General features: G+C 37.4%; 15 protein-coding genes. 8 read left to right on the top strand and 7 right to left on the bottom strand.

The annotated features are described in order from the left end of the window. Positions 1-104: 104 nt before the first annotated feature. The 3 genes from GYX25_RS05070 to dnaB are packed head-to-tail and all read left to right on the top strand — an operon-like array spanning position 105 to position 3,375. Entirely contained in the window at positions 105-1,124 is a 1,020-nt protein-coding gene (locus GYX25_RS05070) for an aspartate-semialdehyde dehydrogenase (RefSeq protein ID WP_174786864.1), read from the top strand. Beyond that, positions 1,111-1,902: a tRNA pseudouridine(38-40) synthase TruA gene (truA, locus tag GYX25_RS05065; RefSeq protein WP_091345953.1), complete on the top strand. Its 792-nt coding sequence runs from the start codon at positions 1,111-1,113 to the stop codon at positions 1,900-1,902. Before GYX25_RS05070 ends, truA begins: the two co-directional genes overlap by 14 nt. A 48-nt stretch (positions 1,903-1,950) precedes the next feature. Continuing rightward, positions 1,951-3,375 carry a replicative DNA helicase gene (gene dnaB, locus GYX25_RS05060; protein ID WP_174786863.1) on the top strand — a complete coding sequence of 475 codons (1,425 nt, stop codon included), beginning with the start codon at positions 1,951-1,953 and terminating at the stop codon, positions 3,373-3,375. 124 nt (positions 3,376-3,499) lie between these two features. Here the strand turns inward: dnaB and GYX25_RS05055 are convergent, their stop codons facing one another. Genes GYX25_RS05055 through GYX25_RS05040 form a run of 4 tightly spaced genes read right to left on the bottom strand, consistent with a single transcriptional unit; the run spans position 3,500 to position 7,016 of the window. Next, on the bottom strand, positions 3,500-4,336 hold the full coding sequence (locus GYX25_RS05055; protein ID WP_091345949.1) for a metal ABC transporter permease: 837 nt from the start codon (positions 4,334-4,336) through the stop codon (positions 3,500-3,502). Continuing rightward, positions 4,333-5,199 carry a metal ABC transporter permease gene (locus GYX25_RS05050; protein WP_174786862.1) on the bottom strand — a complete coding sequence of 289 codons (867 nt, stop codon included), beginning with the start codon at positions 5,197-5,199 and terminating at the stop codon, positions 4,333-4,335. Before GYX25_RS05050 ends, GYX25_RS05055 begins: the two co-directional genes overlap by 4 nt. A gap of 3 nt (positions 5,200-5,202) precedes the next feature. Beyond that, positions 5,203-6,096: a manganese/iron ABC transporter ATP-binding protein gene (locus tag GYX25_RS05045; RefSeq protein ID WP_091345943.1), complete on the bottom strand. Its 894-nt coding sequence runs from the start codon at positions 6,094-6,096 to the stop codon at positions 5,203-5,205. Further along, on the bottom strand, positions 6,096-7,016 hold the full coding sequence (locus GYX25_RS05040; RefSeq protein ID WP_091345941.1) for a metal ABC transporter substrate-binding protein: 921 nt from the start codon (positions 7,014-7,016) through the stop codon (positions 6,096-6,098). Before GYX25_RS05040 ends, GYX25_RS05045 begins: the two co-directional genes overlap by 1 nt. Positions 7,017-7,428: 412 nt before the next feature. On the opposite strand from GYX25_RS05040, the gene GYX25_RS05035 reads away from it, so the two are divergent. From GYX25_RS05035 to gapA, 3 genes are all read left to right on the top strand, one after another. Next, positions 7,429-8,349, top strand: a complete 921-nt coding sequence (locus GYX25_RS05035) for an L-lactate dehydrogenase (RefSeq protein WP_091345940.1) — start codon at positions 7,429-7,431, stop codon at positions 8,347-8,349. Between the two features lie 455 nt (positions 8,350-8,804). Then, positions 8,805-10,460: a hypothetical protein gene (locus tag GYX25_RS05030; RefSeq protein WP_174786861.1), complete on the top strand. Its 1,656-nt coding sequence runs from the start codon at positions 8,805-8,807 to the stop codon at positions 10,458-10,460. Between the two features lie 688 nt (positions 10,461-11,148). Further along, positions 11,149-12,147: a glyceraldehyde-3-phosphate dehydrogenase gene (gene gapA / locus GYX25_RS05025; RefSeq protein WP_091345936.1), complete on the top strand. Its 999-nt coding sequence runs from the start codon at positions 11,149-11,151 to the stop codon at positions 12,145-12,147. 139 nt (positions 12,148-12,286) lie between these two features. On the opposite strand, the gene cspE is transcribed toward gapA, so the two are convergent. From cspE to yjgA, 3 genes are all read right to left on the bottom strand, one after another. Next, positions 12,287-12,496, bottom strand: a complete 210-nt coding sequence (cspE, locus tag GYX25_RS05020; RefSeq protein WP_025315032.1) for a transcription antiterminator/RNA stability regulator CspE — start codon at positions 12,494-12,496, stop codon at positions 12,287-12,289. 498 nt (positions 12,497-12,994) lie between these two features. Then, on the bottom strand, positions 12,995-13,525 hold the full coding sequence (gene ppa, locus GYX25_RS05015; RefSeq protein ID WP_065561528.1) for an inorganic diphosphatase: 531 nt from the start codon (positions 13,523-13,525) through the stop codon (positions 12,995-12,997). 65 nt (positions 13,526-13,590) lie between these two features. Beyond that, on the bottom strand, positions 13,591-14,127 hold the full coding sequence (gene yjgA, locus GYX25_RS05010; RefSeq protein WP_091345934.1) for a ribosome biogenesis factor YjgA: 537 nt from the start codon (positions 14,125-14,127) through the stop codon (positions 13,591-13,593). 77 nt (positions 14,128-14,204) lie between these two features. Here yjgA and pmbA point away from each other — a divergent pair, with 77 nt between their 5' ends. Then, the gene (gene pmbA / locus GYX25_RS05005; RefSeq protein ID WP_091345932.1) at positions 14,205-15,557 is read left to right on the top strand and encodes a metalloprotease PmbA; all 1,353 of its coding nucleotides are present in this window, start codon (positions 14,205-14,207) and stop codon (positions 15,555-15,557) included. Positions 15,558-15,565: 8 nt separating this feature from the next. After that, a complete protein-coding gene (locus tag GYX25_RS05000; protein WP_202983819.1) occupies positions 15,566-17,308 on the top strand; it encodes a SulP family inorganic anion transporter in 1,743 nt (580 codons plus the stop codon). The last annotated feature ends 103 nt before the right edge of the window (positions 17,309-17,411 follow it).

Genomic DNA, 17,411 nt, shown 5'->3' with positions numbered 1-17,411 from the left:
TTATCGTTTTAATGTTCAGGCTTATAGTCAAATAAAATCTATTCATCTATCTTTGACAATATAGTGATATAATTACCGCTAAATTTTTTATTGGGTTTATAAATATGTCTGCATGGAATATTGCTATTATAGGGGCGACAGGCCAAGTTGGTTCTGCGCTAGTTGAGTTGCTACAGCAACGTAGTTTACAAGACAGTAGTCTAAAAATTGAAAATCTTTATTTAGTCGGTAGCGACAATAGCGCTGGTGAAATAGTTCGCTTTGCTGGCAAAAATTTAACGGTGATTGATAGTACGCAAATGGAGTGGAGCGAGTGCCATTTTGCTTTTTTCGTCGCTGGTGCTAAAACTAGTGAAAAGTATGCGCAAGTTGCTGCAGAATCTGGATGTGTGGTAATTGATGCAAGTGGTTATTTTGCTCAGCAAGATCATATTCCATTAGTGGTACCTAAAGTCAATAATAGTGTATTGACCGAATACCGTAATGAAAACATCATTGCCGTTGCTAGTGCCACTGTATGCCAGTTGTTGCGTTGTGTTGCTTCATTAACTGATATGGAATTATTAACAAATTTACATGCGACTAGTTTTATCCCAGCATCATTGTATGGTAAGCCGGGTGTTGATGAGCTGGCAGGGCAAAGTGCTCGCTTGTTAAATGGTATGCCAGTTGATAATCAACTGTTTGATAAGCAATTAGCTTTTAATCTATTACCGGTATCGCACGAACATCACGATGCAATACTAGGAGAAAAATCACAAGTTGATCAGATCCGTAAAGTATTGAGTAATTATGAACTTCCTGTCTCTATCGAGTCAGTGATTGTGCCCGTGTTTTATGGCGTGTCACAAGCTATTAATGTATCAAGTAGCTTACCGATTGAATTAGATATGGCACGCTTTGGTGAATTTGGTGTTGAAGTACAAGGCGATAATTTGCCAACGCCAGTGACCGAAGTCAGTACCGAATCAGAACACAATTTGGTTATAAAGTTAGCGAATTTAAGACATAGTTATGGCCATTATGAACAAATTCAATTTTGGTCAGTAGCCGATAATATCCGTTATTTAGGGGCATTGATGTTAATTGAGACGCTTGAGATCCTGATTAATGACTACCTGTAAAATTGCCCTTGGTATTGAATATGATGGCAGTGGTTATTTTGGCTGGCAACGACAGCAATCTGTCGATTCTATCCAAGAAAAGCTAGAATCTGCATTATCAATTATTGCTAATGCGCCAATCAACGTATTTTGTGCTGGTCGAACCGATGCTGGCGTGCATGCTACAGGACAAGTTGTGCATTTTGAAACCCAAGCTGAGCGCTCACCGAGTGCTTGGACAATGGGCGTTAACTCGCATTTACCTGATAATATTGCAGTGCGCTGGTCGCAAACCGTTGAGGATAGTTTTCATGCAAGGTTTAGTGCGATAGCTCGGCGTTACCGTTATGTGATCTATAATCATCGCTATCGTCCTGCTATTTTAGCTAAAGGGGTATCACATTATTATTTACCATTAAACGAAATATTAATGCACCAAGCGGCGCAGTATTTATTAGGTGAAAACGACTTTTCATCATTTCGAGCGGCTCAATGCCAATCAAGAACGCCTTGGCGAAATATTCATCATATTGAAGTGACAAGGCAAGGTGCATATATTATTGTTGATATAAAAGCCAATGCATTTGTGCACCACATGGTACGCAATATTGTGGGTAGTTTACTTGAAGTTGGAGCGGGAAATCAGCGTCCAGAGTGGATTTATGAACTTTTGCAAGCTAAGGACAGAACGCAAGCTGCCGCAACAGCAAAACCAGAAGGATTATATTTAGTTCAGGTGGATTATCCATCTGAATACCAAATACCCGATCCTAGTTTAGGTCCATTATTTTTAAGATAAGCGACGTAGCTTAGCAATAAATTCAATTTAGAACAAAAGATGAATGTAATGAATACTGATCGAACAAGAGCAAACAAAGATTCTAAAAATCAAGAAGCAGAAAAATCAAATCTGCACAATATCAAGCTTCCACCGCACTCAATCGAAGCTGAACAAGCGGTGCTGGGTAGCTTGATGCTTGATAATCAACGTTGGGATGCGGTATCTGAAATGATCACTGAGCGAGATTTTTACTCGCGTCATCATCAATTGATCTTTTCTGAAATGCATACCTTGGTCAGCAAAGGGACGCCAATTGATTTAATTACTCTTTCAGAAAGTCTTGAAAGTAAAGATCTATTAGCCGATGTAGGTGGATTTGCTTATTTGGCCGAGCTTTCTAAAAACACGCCAAGTGCGATTAATGTCGTTGCTTATAGCGATATTATTCGCCAACAAGCGATTTTGCGTGAATTAATTAGCGCATCAAATGATATTGCCGATAACTGTTATGCCACAGAAGGACGGGATAGTACCGAAATTTTAGATCTGGCGGAAAGCAAAATCTTCCAAATTGCTGAAAGCCGAACTAAACAGGGCGAAGGCCCAAAAAGTATTACCGAAGTACTAGAAGCAACAGTGGCTAAGATTGAAGAGTTATTCCAACGTCCACATGATGGTGTGACAGGGGTTTCAACCGGTTATACTGATTTAGATAAAAAAACAGCTGGTTTACAGCGTTCTGATTTAATTATTATTGCAGCAAGGCCATCAATGGGTAAAACCACCTTTGCCATGAATTTGTGTGAAAATGCTGCTCTAGAGCAAGAAAAGCCGGTGTTAATATTCAGCTTAGAAATGCCATCAGAACAAATTATGATGCGTATGTTAGCGTCACTTTCGCGTGTTGACCAAACCCGAATTCGAACAGGGCAATTACAAGACGATGATTGGGCAAGAATTTCAAGCACAATGGGATTATTGCTGGAAAAGAAAAATATCTATATTGATGACTCATCAGGCTTAACGCCAATGGAGTTACGCTCAAGAGCCAGACGTATTTATCGTGAGCATAAAGGGTTGAGTATGATTATGGTCGATTACTTACAACTTATGCGCGTGCCTAATATCTCTGAAAATCGTACCCTAGAAATTGCCGAAATATCACGTTCACTAAAGGCGTTGGCTAAAGAACTACAAGTGCCTGTGGTTGCGCTATCTCAGCTTAATCGTAGTTTGGAACAACGTGCTGATAAAAGACCTGTTAACTCAGACTTGCGTGAATCGGGATCCATTGAACAAGATGCTGATGTGATTATGTTTATCTATCGCGACGAGGTGTATAACGAAGCATCAGAACATAAAGGTATTGCTGAAATCATTTTAGGGAAACAACGAAATGGACCAATTGGTAAAGTACGATTAAAATTCCAAGGTCAGTTTTCACGTTTTGATAATTATGCAGATAATAGTAAATATCTGGATGATGAGTAAAAACTAAAAGTAATAAGCATCAGTACAGCGTAAATAGAGTTACAAATATATTTACGCTGTTTTTTTTATAGCTATTAACAATGTAGTTTTAATAGTGATTTCAATAGTAGTTTCAAAAATTAATTTAACGGCGCACTTTTTTGTGAGCAACAAACTGATAAGTTTGGGCAAATAAAAAAAGAGTTGCTTGTAAAATAACGATACAAGCGCTAGTTGACGCATCTATATAATAACTTATTAACGTTCCCATCACTGTTGAAAATGTCGAAACCAATACGGCAATCACTAACATCCATTCAAAGCGTTTACTTAATGAAAAAGCAGTGATGCCAGGGGCTATTAACATCGCAATAACTAAAATCATCCCAGCGACTTTTAATGATCCTACAATAGTTAAAGCCAAAACACTCAACAAACCGTAATGGAGTAACTTAACGGGCAGTCCTACAACTTTAGCTTGCACTGGGTCGAAGCAATAGAGCATAAGATCACGGCGTTTAATGATAATTAAAAGCGAGACAATTACAGCAATAAAGATGATCTGTTTAAGCTCGTCATAACTGGTGCCAAGCACACTACCAAATAGGATATGATTTAAATGTTGCGATGTATCTACTTTGGAAAATAACACTAAGCCAAAAGCAAACATCCCCGAAAACACAATTCCCATGACCGTATCTTCTTTAATGCGACTGTTTTCTTTAATATAACCTGTTGCAACCGAGCAAAATAGGCCAGAAGCAAAAGCACCGATGATAATAGGGATACCTGCTACATATGCCAGCACAATGCCGGGTAAAACCGCATGCGAAATCGCATCGCCCATTAACGACCAACCTTTTAAAACTAAAAAACAAGATAGTAGGGCACACACAATACCGGTTGCTAACGAAGCTAAGATTGCGCGCTGAATAAGGGGAAGAGTAAGCGGATAATAGATATATTCCCAAAACTCTGTCATACCAGCCCCCTTTTATTTAAACGGCTTTGGCGGATCCTAAGGCGATTTACAATTAACCCTTGCTGTGGAGCAAATAAGAATGCAGCAATAAATATTAGCGTTTGCAACGTAACAATAACGCCACCGGTTTCGCCATTTAAAAAGTAACTGATCCAAGCACCAATAGCACTTGTTATCGCACCAATTAGAACCGAAATAATCAATAAGTGCGAAAATCGATTAGTCAATAAGTAAGCGGTTGCACCAGGTGTAACAACCATAGCAATTACTAAAATGGCACCAACAGTTTGCAGTGCCGCAACAGTGCAGGCGCTTAAAATGGTAAAAAATAGGATTTTTAATGGTAGTGGTTTTAATCCAATGGATCGGGCATGGGTTTCATCAAAAAAAACGACTAACAAATCCTTCCAAAAAAAGAAAAGTAATATAAAAGACACCAAAATAATGATTTGCACTTGCCACATATCACTATCATCAATTCCTAGAATATTACCAAATATAATGGTTTGCGCATTGATTGATGTTGGATTGAGCGAAATAATTAACAAACCGACAGCAAAAAAGGTTGAAAAGATAAAACCAATAATGGCATCTGCTTTTAATCGGGTAAAGGCACGCACTAGCGTAATGGCTAGCGCAGCGAGTAATCCGGTAAAAAAAGCACCAACAGAATAAGGTACTCCCAACGCATAAGCCCCTGCAACTCCAGGCACAACAGAATGCGAAAGCGCATCGCCCATGAGTGACCAACCTTTTAACATTAAAAAAGCCGATAAAAAAGCACAGGCAGCACCCACAATACTACTTACCCAAATTGCTTTTAACATAAAACCGTAGGTGAATGGCTCAAGTAATAGTTCCATTTATTATTGCCCTTTTGGTTCATTATCATGATGGTTAACTAGCAAATCTCGATGAGGTGAGTCATGCTTACCTTCCCCATAAAAAATTGCAGCGCGTTCATCATCGGTTAAGATCGATACTTTACGAGGATCTTCATCATCGTGCAATTGTTCGCCCGACAAACTCAGGTAACGCAGGGCACCACCAAAGGTGGTCATTAAATTTTGTGGTGTAAAGGTTGTTTTAGTTGGACCAAAGGCCAAAACAGTTTGATTAATTAATACCACTTGATCGCAAAATTCTGGCACACTACCTAAGTTATGAGTTGAAACTAAAATCAAATGGCCTTCTTTGCGCAGATTTTTCAACAGATCAATAATGGCATTTTCAGTTTTAACATCAACCCCAGTAAAGGGTTCATCTAGCAACAGCACTTTACCTTGCTGAGCTAACGCTCGAGCTAAAAATACCCGTTTTTTTTGTCCACCTGACAGTTCACCAATCTGACGATGTTTAAAATCGAGCATATTGACACGCTCAAGGGCAAGATCGACCTGTTTTTTATCTTCTTTACTTGGAATACGTAAAAAGGACATATGCCCATATCGCCCCATCATGACCACATCTGACACAAGGACAGGAAAATCCCAATCGACCTCTTCGGTTTGTGGGACATAAGCAATGATATTTTGTTTTAAGGTCTGCTTAACTGACATATCATTAAATGTGACATGACCACGAGTTGGACGAACCATCCCCATAATGCTTTTAAATAACGTCGATTTACCACTACCATTAACGCCAACTAACGCACAGATAGTGCCACCATTTAAGCGAAAGCTAGCATCATAAATTGCGGTATGACCATTATTATAAGTCACGGTGATATCATCAACATTCAAGCAAATTTGAGTCATTATTTTTCAAATCCTTTAGCGATAGTTTCAACGGTCACTTTGAGTAGATCAATATAAGTGGGTACAGGGCCATCTTTAGTTGAAAGTGAATCGACATATAAAACGCCGCCATATTTAATATCGGTTTCTTTACTAACTTGTTTAGCGGGCTTATCTGAAATAGTACTCTCACTAAAAATAACAGGAATATCATTTGCTCTAACTAAATCAATTAAATGCCTAACTTGCTGAGGGGTGCCTTGTTGCTCGGCATTGATTGGCCAAAGGTAAGCTTCTTTCAAATTATAGTCACGAGCCAAATAACTAAACGCGCCCTCACTGGTGACTAACCAGCGTTTAGCTTCAGGAATTTTAGCTAAACGTTCACGTAATGGTGCATCAAGAGCTTTAATTTTAGCAATATAATCGGCTGCGTTTTTATTATAAATATCTGCATTTTTAGGATCGTATTTAACAAACGCCGCACGGATATTTTCAACATAAATTAAAGCCAACGTTGGCGACATCCAAGCATGCGGATTTGGGTTACCTTTATAGCTACCTTCTTGAATTGGCATTGGCTCAATACCCTCTGTCACTACAACCGAAGGTACATCTTTAACGTCTTCAAAAAAACGTTTAAACCAAAGCTCTAAATTAAGGCCATTCCATAACACCAAATCGGCTGAATGCACTTTAGTGATATCTTTCGGAGTGGGATCGTACTCATGAATTTCAGCCCCGACTTTGGTAATTGACTCAACCTCAGCAGCATCACCAGCAACATTTTGCGCAATATCTTGAATAATGGTAAAGGTGGTAACCACTTTAAACTTTTTTCCTACCGCATGGGCAGATTCAGAAAGACCAGCCAAAATAATTAACGAAGTTAAAATAACCTTTAATAACGTTTTGCGGTTTTTAAAAAAAATGAACTTCATTAGCGACTCCTTGCAAACAACACATAATCAAATAACAAAATTCAGTGATAGCGATATAATAATCAAGCAGAGATCTTTTATTTAATTAGTTATAATAATGAAACAGCATTACCGTCTGCAACAGCAATAAAATTAAATGTTAATGAGAATTATTATCATTTAGTTCAATAAAGTCAAATCCTTTTTAAAACTCGCTGTTTCTTGCTTCATTATTGCTATAACGATAGCCTGAATTTATTGTATATAAAACTCAATTAAATAGTAGGTAATTCCGTCTATTTAACTAATAGTTAGCACAAAACAAATAATTAACTGGGTCGCAATAATGTCTCTTTATTGATAATACCTAAAGGTATATTATTGAGCTAATTTTTACTGTTTTACCTATTTCTTAAATCAAGCGAGGCTTAACATGAAATTACGAAAAGTAATGATTATTGGCGTGGGTAATGTTGGATCAACAACAGCTTATACATTGGTTAACCGAGGCATTTGTGAAGAAATCGCACTCGTTGACCTCAATAAAGAGCTAGCCTATGGACATGCGCAAGACTTATTAGATGCCGCCGCTTATCGGCAAAACATGGTTAAAGTTAGCTTGCGTGAATCGACAGATTGCGCTGACATAGATATTGCCATTATCACCGTCACATCAGGCATAGCCCAAAAAAGCCGAGCCGAAGAACTTGCTGGTACATCTAAAATTGTTGCTAGCATTGTACCTAACATGATGAGTAATGGATTTAAAGGCATCTTCTTAATTGCAACCAACCCTTGCGATGCCATCACATATCAAGTCTGGAAACTATCAGGGCTACCTCGTCACCGCGTAATTGGTACAGGGGTATGGCTTGATACGGTACGATTACGTCGATTGTTAGGCGAAAAAATGGACATAGGCCCACAAAGCATTGACGCCTTCATTGTGGGCGAACATGGTGATTCGCAATTTCCAGTTTGGTCTCATTCATCAGTTTATGGTATTAATTTAAATGATCTAGAAAAAAACAAAATAGATTTTGATGAAGTGGGTAGCCAAGCTCGAAAAATGGGCTTTGAAATAGCGAATCGAAAACACTGTACCGAATACGGTATTGCCAGCACTATCACCGAAATATGCCAACATATATTCACCAACAGCCACCGAGCATTAGCGCTCAGTTGTATTTTAGACGGAGAGTATGGCTATAAAAATGTTGCTATTGGTGTCCCTGCAATTTTAGATCAGCATGGAATCAAAAAAGTGATCAAGCTCGACTTTACCGAAAATGAAAAACAACTCTTTGAAAAAAGCGTAAATATAGTAAAAGGGTATATTGATCAAATTAGATAACTTGCAGTAAAAACATTTTAATACCTACTATTATATATAAAATATAAAATATAAAATAGCTGGGAGTGGTTTGGTTTAGGACGTTTTGGTCTTTAAAAAATAAATAGCATCTGAGATAACGCCCGAGTGAAGAATTTTTATGCGAAATCCTATAAAGCCAAGCCACATATTCCTTCTTAAGGTGCTAATCTTACCTAGTTGTTGGTACTTTTAAAGGTACTAAAAAAGCAACCAGCAAAAATATTCCCCAAAACAAGCAACGGTAATTTAACTCCTATTATCCATAACAAAACTTTACAAATATTTAACAAAAAAACTAGCGCATTATTAATCAACCGATTATAATTCAATCGCTTTCAAAACAAGAGAGAGCTCATCAGTTAAGCAGTCAGTTGTAAAAAATTCAAATAAAACAAAAAATTACTTGACAGGATAATCGAAATGCGCTACCATGCATGGCATCTGGCATCTGGCATCTGGCCTGCCAAACCTACGCCCTAAATCTTTTTCATTTTCGCTGTAGTCTAAATCAGACTCAGTTCTTATTTGTATCATCTGAATTATCAAAATCATTGCATTTAACGAAGTCGCCATGTTTATCGGCAGTGTTATCACGAAGGCCGAGACACTTATCTTTTCTACCTAAATTGCCGTTGTTTTTTGTGTTGCTACTCTTATTGTCGTATGCGCAGTGTTCTATGGCATTGACGGCAAATACATCAAAGGAAATAGAAGGTAGTGCACCGTATTTAACGTTCGACGGTGGTCGGACAAAGGTAACAGATGCAGACAATTTGTTGTCTATAAGATTGCAGGATGGTCGGGTTATCACGCCATCTACTAATCCATCAAGTGCAGCAAATCCGATAAGTTTGCCGTATGTGGAGAGTAACTTAGGTCATATAACAATGGTCGTCCCGTCATCACAGAGTTCAATTAGTATGAATGATTTGGTTGTTCAGGGTAATTGGGAAGATGATGATGGGGATGGACAGGGGGCTAATGGAGTAACGGCTACAGGGAGTATATCGGTATCGTTTACGGATAAAAATGGCAATACCGTTAATCGTAGTGATGCATTAGATATATGTAATGCTCCTTATAGGGTAAGGTTAATAAGTACAGGAGGAAGTTTAACTACCCAGTATGGGGTGCCAAGGAGTAGTAATTTCGGTGGAGCTATGGTGGATTATTATATCAATCCGTATAACACTGTTGCTCGAGTTTGTTACGCAAGGCCGAATTTGTTAATGGGGGGTACTACTAACATCGTTTCTAATGATAATCCTCGCTACGCAGGTCCAGCTAACATATGGAGTCCCGTTAGGGGTTTTTTAGTTCAGTCAACAAGTCCATCATCTTACAACCGAAACTTTCCGACAACGGGTGCTGATGGATTGTATTTTGATTTAGACATAGGTGGAGTAGATGGAAGTCAGTTGACGTGGTCTGTTGTCACGAATGGTAGTATAAGAGCAACGGTAAGTTGGACAAAGCCGCGTTCTGGTGCATTCACAGACCCACATGGAAATATTCTACAAGCCGATGAATGGATTAGAGATAAATCCAGTTATGTAACACGGGTAACGTTAAGCGGTCCTAGGGCGGATAGAACTCAGTTACAGTCAGCTACTCCTAATCCATTGATTGTGCCATCTTTGCCACAGACGTTTGAGTTAGTCGGTAGGGATAGTCGTGGTCATGAGGTGAGGTATGGATTTGTCTTAAAGCAGTGGTTTGTCCATCAAGGGGCTAATAACTATAGCCAGCCTAATCAATCCTCTTGGTGTAGAAGTTTGGGTTATCGTTTGTCAGAGGTTAGGGATTTAACTAATGCGACTTGTTCTGGTTTTAATTCAGGTTCAGCTTGTCGAGCTGCAGTAGGCGCCACGCCGTCGTCTAGTAATAATGTTTACCAACGTCACATAGGTGCTGGGTTTTTCACGGAGTGGGGCAGCATGGGCATCTATGCTGGTGCGGACTTCATCCCCGGCAGCTACTGGACGGGCGATGCCTCAGGTGGTAATGGCTTCAATGTCTACTCGGACAGCGGCGCCGTTAACGGGCTCAGCATCAGCAATAGCTCTTACGCTGTTTGCACCGCACCTTAGCTTTTATTTCTTAGTCCTTAAACCTTGGGCTGCGGGGGGGGTTATAGTGTAGATAGAGGATAATCTAACAAAGAATAAAGTTCCCGCGTAGTTGGGGCGGACCAGTAAAACTGGGCTTGTGTTGTCGTGGTTAATTACTACAACAACATAAGATCCAAACAACCAAAGCAATAATCGCTTTTAATTCTCAAAAAAGTATTCAATTTTTCATTAAAAATCGGTCAGAAAAGGTATTGATTTTATTGGAGTTTTTTTTGGTGTTTTTAACAAAAAATACCCAATCAAAAAATGTAAATCATAAAAAAATAATTTATTTTATTTGTCTTATTCCAGCATCAGAATGTGCCAACAACTAAACTAGGTTATTAGAATATAATATAGTTTTTTGTCGTTTTAATAGATATTTAAAGAAAAATGTTTCAGCCCGCTTTTTATCCAATTGAATCTATCGCGCATATAAACTTTTTACAATCATAGTTTAACTATAGTACGTCTTACGATACTGGGCAATTATTTTAAATAACACAATGATTTTATTTGCGATAATTTATCTAACCTTAACTTGGTCTAATCTATTTAATCAATTCGTGTTTAATTATTAGGAATCTTCTTGAATAAACCTATAAAATTTGATAGTTTACACGAAAGGATTTTTACATTAAAAACTCAAAAAAAGAAGGTAATTGTTATGACAATCAAAGTAGGTATTAATGGATTTGGCCGTATTGGCCGTATTGTTTTCCGTGCTGCTCAAAAACGTTCAGACATTGAAATTGTTGCAATCAACGATTTATTAGATGTTGAATATATGGCTTATATGCTTAAATATGATTCAACTCACGGTCGTTTTGACGGTACAGTTGAAGTTAAAGACGGTAAATTGGTTGTTAACGGTAAAGCAATCCGTGTTACTGCTGAACGCGATCCTGCAAACTTAAAATGGAACGAAGTCGGTGTTGATGTTGTTGCAGAAGCAACTGGTTTATTCTTAACTGACGAAACTGCGCGTAAACACATCCAAGCTGGCGCTAAAAAAGTTGTTTTAACTGGTCCTTCAAAAGATAGCACACCAATGTTTGTTATCGGTGTTAATGATAAAGATTATGCAGGTCAAGATATCGTTTCTAACGCATCATGTACTACTAACTGTTTAGCGCCATTAGCTAAAGTTATCAACGACAACTTTGGTATCGTTGAAGCGTTAATGACTACTGTTCACGCAACTACTGCAACTCAAAAAACTGTTGATGGTCCATCTCATAAAGATTGGCGTGGTGGTCGTGGTGCTGCTCAAAACATCATCCCTTCATCAACTGGTGCTGCTAAAGCAGTAGGTAAAGTTATCCCTGAATTAAATGGTAAATTAACAGGTATGGCTTTCCGTGTTCCTACTCCAGACGTTTCTGTTGTTGACTTAACAGCTCGTTTAGCTAAACCTGCTAAATACGAAGATATCTGTAAAGCAATCAAAGCCGCTGCTGAAGGTCCAATGAAAGGCGTTCTTGGTTATACAGAAGATGATGTTGTTTCTACTGATTTCTTAGGTGAAGTTTGCACATCTGTATTTGATGCTAAAGCCGGTATCCAATTAAGCGATAACTTTGTTAAACTTGTTTCTTGGTATGATAACGAAGTAGGTTATTCAAACAAAGTTCTAGACTTAATTGCGGTTATTTCTAAGAAATAATTAACATTTAGCTTTGTTTAAAGGCGGCCTTAGGGTCGCTTTTTTTATGCATTAAATTAGGTAATTTTAGAATATAAAAAACGCCCATTTTCGAATGGGCGTTTTGCTGTATGGAAATGAATTTTTTAAGCTTCAATTATTAGATAACAACAACTTCAGCAGCGGCTGGTCCGCGAGGGCTATCTTGGATAGCGAATTCAACTTGTTGCCCTTCAGCTAAGGTTTTGAAACCGTCACCTGAAATAGCAGAAAAATGAACGAATACATCTTTGCTTCCATCAGCAGGGGTAATAAAACCAAAACCTTTACTTTCATTAAACCATTTCACTTGGCCTGTTTTCTTATTCATTTACTAGACATCCTAACAATAATTAATAATTAGCCTTTCGGCTCGTATGGGTATTAACATTGTATTAATTATGTAGCTCAAAACCATAATCATGTACTCAATGTTACATTAATTAAGGTGAATCGTTTCCGTAATTTTTTACTATGTTGTTTGCCCATTGCTATTACCGCATAATTTATAATCGAAAGCAAGATGTTAATAACAATTTTTTTTACTTAGAATACAGTTTTTCTTAAATTTTTAGACAGTCACTTATTAATTGATAAAAAGTAAATTGCTGGGTAATTGAATCTTTTAAATTATTTCGAAAGTCGATATATTAGAGGTTGTTGATTTTTTGTATTAATCATAATTTTCTTTACATTTTTCGCCATATCATACGCACCGCTCCGATATAACTTATTTGTACCATTGATAATGGAAAATCAATAGCCCCTATATAAAATAAAAGCCATAAATGGTATTTATGGCTTTGTTGAAGTTTTTTGTTACTTAATTTTATTTATTTTTGGCTCGTTCAAATGACTCAATAATTTCTTTACGGGCTGCTTCAGCATTGTCCCAACCGTCAACTTTAACCCATTTACCTTTTTCTAATGCTTTGTATTGTTCAAAAAAATGTTTGATTTGCGATTTAAGTAATTCAGGCAAATCATCAACATCTTTAATGTGATCATATTCTTTTGATAGTTTGCTGTGAGGCACTGCAACTAGTTTTGCATCTTGACCGGCTTCGTCAGTCATTTTTAATACACCAACAGGGCGGCAGCGAATAACAGAGCCTGGTTGTAATGGGTATGGTGTTGGGACTAATACATCAACTGGATCGCCATCTAATGATAATGTGTGATTAATATAACCGTAGTTGCATGGATAAAACATTGCTGTTGCCATAAAACGGTCAACAAATACAGCGCCGGTGTCTTTATCAACTTCATATTTTATTGGATCTGCGTTAGCTGGAATTTCAATCACAACATAAATATCATCTGGTAATTCTTTACCTGCTGGTACATTTAAAAGTCCCATTTTTGTATCCTCTATCTAAGTTTATATAGTGTTTGTTATTAACAATAAGCGGCACATTATAAAGATTATTCTGTATCGCTCAATTCTTTTAAATATTGAAAAATTTGCCTTGCCGATTTGACGGGTTTATTGGCTTCTTGCTCTTTTTTAGCTAAACGAGCTAAGGTGCGAAGTTGCTGGCGATCGGCTGTTGGATATAAGTCCATAATGGTTTCAGCATCGCCAGTTGTGATCAGGTCATCGCGTAGCTTTTCGAGTTTATGAAATAGGGCAATTTGCTGATTGTGTCGATTTTTCAGTTTATCAAGCGCTTGGCTGATAGGTTCAATGTCACGGCTACGTAACAGTTTACCAATGTATTGAATTTGTCTGCGATATCCTTCTTTTTTTATTTTCTGCGCAAGTTCAATAGCATAAATAAGATCTTCATCCAGAGGGATTTTTTCTAGTTCGTTTTTACTTAAATTGACAAGTTCAATACCTAATTTTTTGAGGGCTTCGGCATCGCGTTTAATTTCACTTTTGCTAACGTAAATGATTTCCTCGTCTTCATTGTCAATAGCAAAGTTGGGTTCTAGGTTTGTCTCTTGATTGTGATTCATATTATTTCTTTTGTTAACTAATATTTAATTCTGGCTTATTATAACGTATCACTAGCAGAATTGTAGAAAATAATAAAATGAGCATTGAACAGAATAAAAAAGAAGCCTTAAAGCAAAAAGAACATTTATCAGCCATTGTCGCTAATGCTATTAATCAAGCAAAATCACGTGTTGATGCTGTTGAGGTATCAATTAATCAATCAACAGGTATTAGTGTAAGCACGCGTCTAGGCGAAACTGAAAATGTTGAGTTTAATAGTGATGGTGCGCTATCTATAACTGTTTATCAAAATCAAAGTAAAGGCAGTGCGTCAACCAATGATTTATCCGAACAGGCTATTTCGCAAACGGTGGATATGGCAATTAATATTATGCAATATACCTCGCCCGATCCTTGTTCTGGTTTAGGGGATGCAAGCCAAATGGCATTTAATCCACCTGATTTAGATTTATTTTACCCAAGTGATTTGAATGTCGATAACGCTATTGAGCAGGCCAAACAAGCCGAGTTAACCGCGCTCAATCATTCAAAATTAATTAATACTGATGGCGGTTATTTTAGTAGTCGCTATGGTGTTTATGTGTACGGTAATAGTTTAGGGATGTTACAAGGTTATTGCGCAAGTTCACATTCACTTTCATGTTCTGTCATTGCTGAACAAGCAGGGCAGATGGAAAGTAATTATGCTTATACTTCATCACGCGATTTTAGTGAGCTAAAATCAGCAAATTGGGTTGGTAGGCAGGCGGCCGACAGAGCGATTTCACATTTAGGCGCTAAGCAACTCCCAACCATGCAAGCACCAGTGCTATTTAGTGCGGAAGTTGCCGTTGGGCTGATTAGGCATTTAGTGGGCGCTATAAGTGGCGGGGCAATTTATCGTAAATCCTCGTTTTTATTAAACAGTGTTGGGCAAACTGTTTTTCCTAACTGGCTAACCATTTATGAAGATCCTCATATTCTAAAAGGTATTGGGTCATCACCTTTTGATAGCGAAGGTACTAAAACAGTTCAACGTAATATTGTTGAGCAAGGCGTGTTGCAGACTTATTTGTTAGGGAATTATTCTGCGCGTAAATTGGGTTTAACATCGACTGGGCATGCAGGTGGAATTCATAATTGGTTTGTATCACCAAGCCAAAATAATGCGGGTTTTGATGATATGCTTAAAAAATTGGATAAAGGTGTTGTTATAACTTCGTTAATGGGGCAAGGTGTTAATAGTGTGACTGGTGATTATTCGCGTGGTGCTACTGGTTTTTGGGTTGAAAATGGTCAAATTCAATATCCAGTTAACGAAATTACCATTGCTGGTAATCTTAAAAATATCTATAAGAACATTGTGGCAATCGGTAATGATATTGAGACAAGAACGAATATCCAATGTGGATCAATTTTGATTGATAATATGAGCATAGCCGGAAAATAAGGATCAGTATGGGCAGATTTTTTCACAGTGCTTTTTTTCAAAAAATAACTTCATGGATGCCAGGGTTAAGCAGTTTATTACAGTATAAACGCGAGTATTTAGGTTTTGACATTAAGGCTGGTCTATCGGTTGCCGCTGTTTCATTACCTGTGTCAATTGCTTATGCTGAATTGACTGGCGTTGGTGCTATAGCTGGACTATATTCGACCATTTTGCCTTTAATTGTGTATGCGCTTTTTGGTTCTTCTAAACAACTGATTGTGGGGCCTGATACGGCTACTTGTGCAGTGGTTGCGGCTGTTGTATTACCGTTAGCGGCAAATGATCCAATATTGCGTTGGCAATTAGTTGTGATATTAACAATCATGATAGGTATTTGGTGTATCATCGCAGGAAAGTTGCATTTAGGAGCCTTGGCCGACTTGCTTAGTCAGCCTATTTTAATTGGTTTACTAAATGGTATTTCAATCACCATTATGGTTGATCAGTTGGCTAAAACATTGGGCTTTAGTTATGATTATTCTTATTTGATTGAGCGAATTGTGTATTTCCCCTTTAAAATACTACAAATCCATATAGGTACTGCACTGGTTTCATTTTTTACGTTATTAATTTTAATTGTTTTAAAGCGTTTAAAGCCTCAATATCCAGCGCCGCTGTTAGCCGTTATTGTGATGACGTTTTTTTCATGGCTGTTTAATTTTGATCACTTTAATATTCGGATTATTGGTAATGTGAGTAGTGATTTTATTCCAGCCGAATCATGGCTTGATTTTGATAAAGGTTTAATGCGTGATTTAGTTGTTCCTTCACTTAATATTGCCATCATCTGTTTTGTGAGCATGATGATAACTGTGCGCAGTTTTGCATCCAAAAATAATTATGAAACAAATGCTGATGTTGAATTTAAAGCATTGGGTATTGCCAATATTGTAGCTGGGTTATCACAAGGTTTTGTGGTTAGTGGTACGTCATCAAGAACCGCTGTGAATGATGCCAATGGGGGGAAAACTCAGCTCGTTTCGATTATTGCCGCAATGTTAATTGGTCTAGTTGTGTTGTTTTTTCTTTCACCTTTACAATTTATTCCAACTTGCGTGTTAGGGGTGATTTTAATTTATTCTTCAATTTCGTTAATCAATTTTCAAACAATTATCCGTTTTTTTAAATTTGATCGGGATGCATTTTATTTAAGTTTGACAACACTTGTATCAGTACTGGTTATCGGTATTATTCCAGGTATGGCGTTAGCAGTATTATTAGGGCTATTTTTGTTTTTACGTCGTGTATTTAGGCCAAACGATCAATTGCTAGGCGTAGATGAAAGTGGTCGAATTCATTCAATAAGCCAAGATGTAAAGCCGCTCAGTAATACTATGATTTATCGATTTAATTCTCCATTGACGTATTTTAATATTGCGTATTTTAAACGAAGAATTATTAGTTATGTTGATGAAGCTCAAGAGCCTATACACTATGTGATTGTTGATGCAATTCCTTGTTTTACTTATAAAGATGTTAGTGTGCTTTCGGGAATTGATGAGTTGGTGAAGTCTTTAAAAGTAAGAAACATTATTCTAATTTTATCCGGTCGACGTAAAACGCTGAAAAACTGGTTTAAAAAAATGAATATTAGGCTTGATGAAGAATATGTTGAGTTCGCTTATGATCTTTATTTTGCGGTTAGATTGGTTCAAAGTAAGGAGCATATGGATAATAAGATTGACGATGAATATGACCAGTTATCATAATGGGTGATTAAATATGACAGATTTGTTTTTTTTATTTATCTAAATATCCCTTGATTTCGATAGATCAGCCAATATTAATATAGACAATACCCTACAAATTTAA

It is taken from the genome of Gilliamella sp. ESL0254 (assembly GCF_013344985.1).
In the GTDB taxonomy this organism is placed as follows: domain Bacteria; phylum Pseudomonadota; class Gammaproteobacteria; order Enterobacterales; family Orbaceae; genus Gilliamella; species Gilliamella bombicola.
The sequence above is the reverse complement of the archived record's forward strand: the minus strand, read 5'-3'. Positions and strand labels throughout refer to the sequence as shown.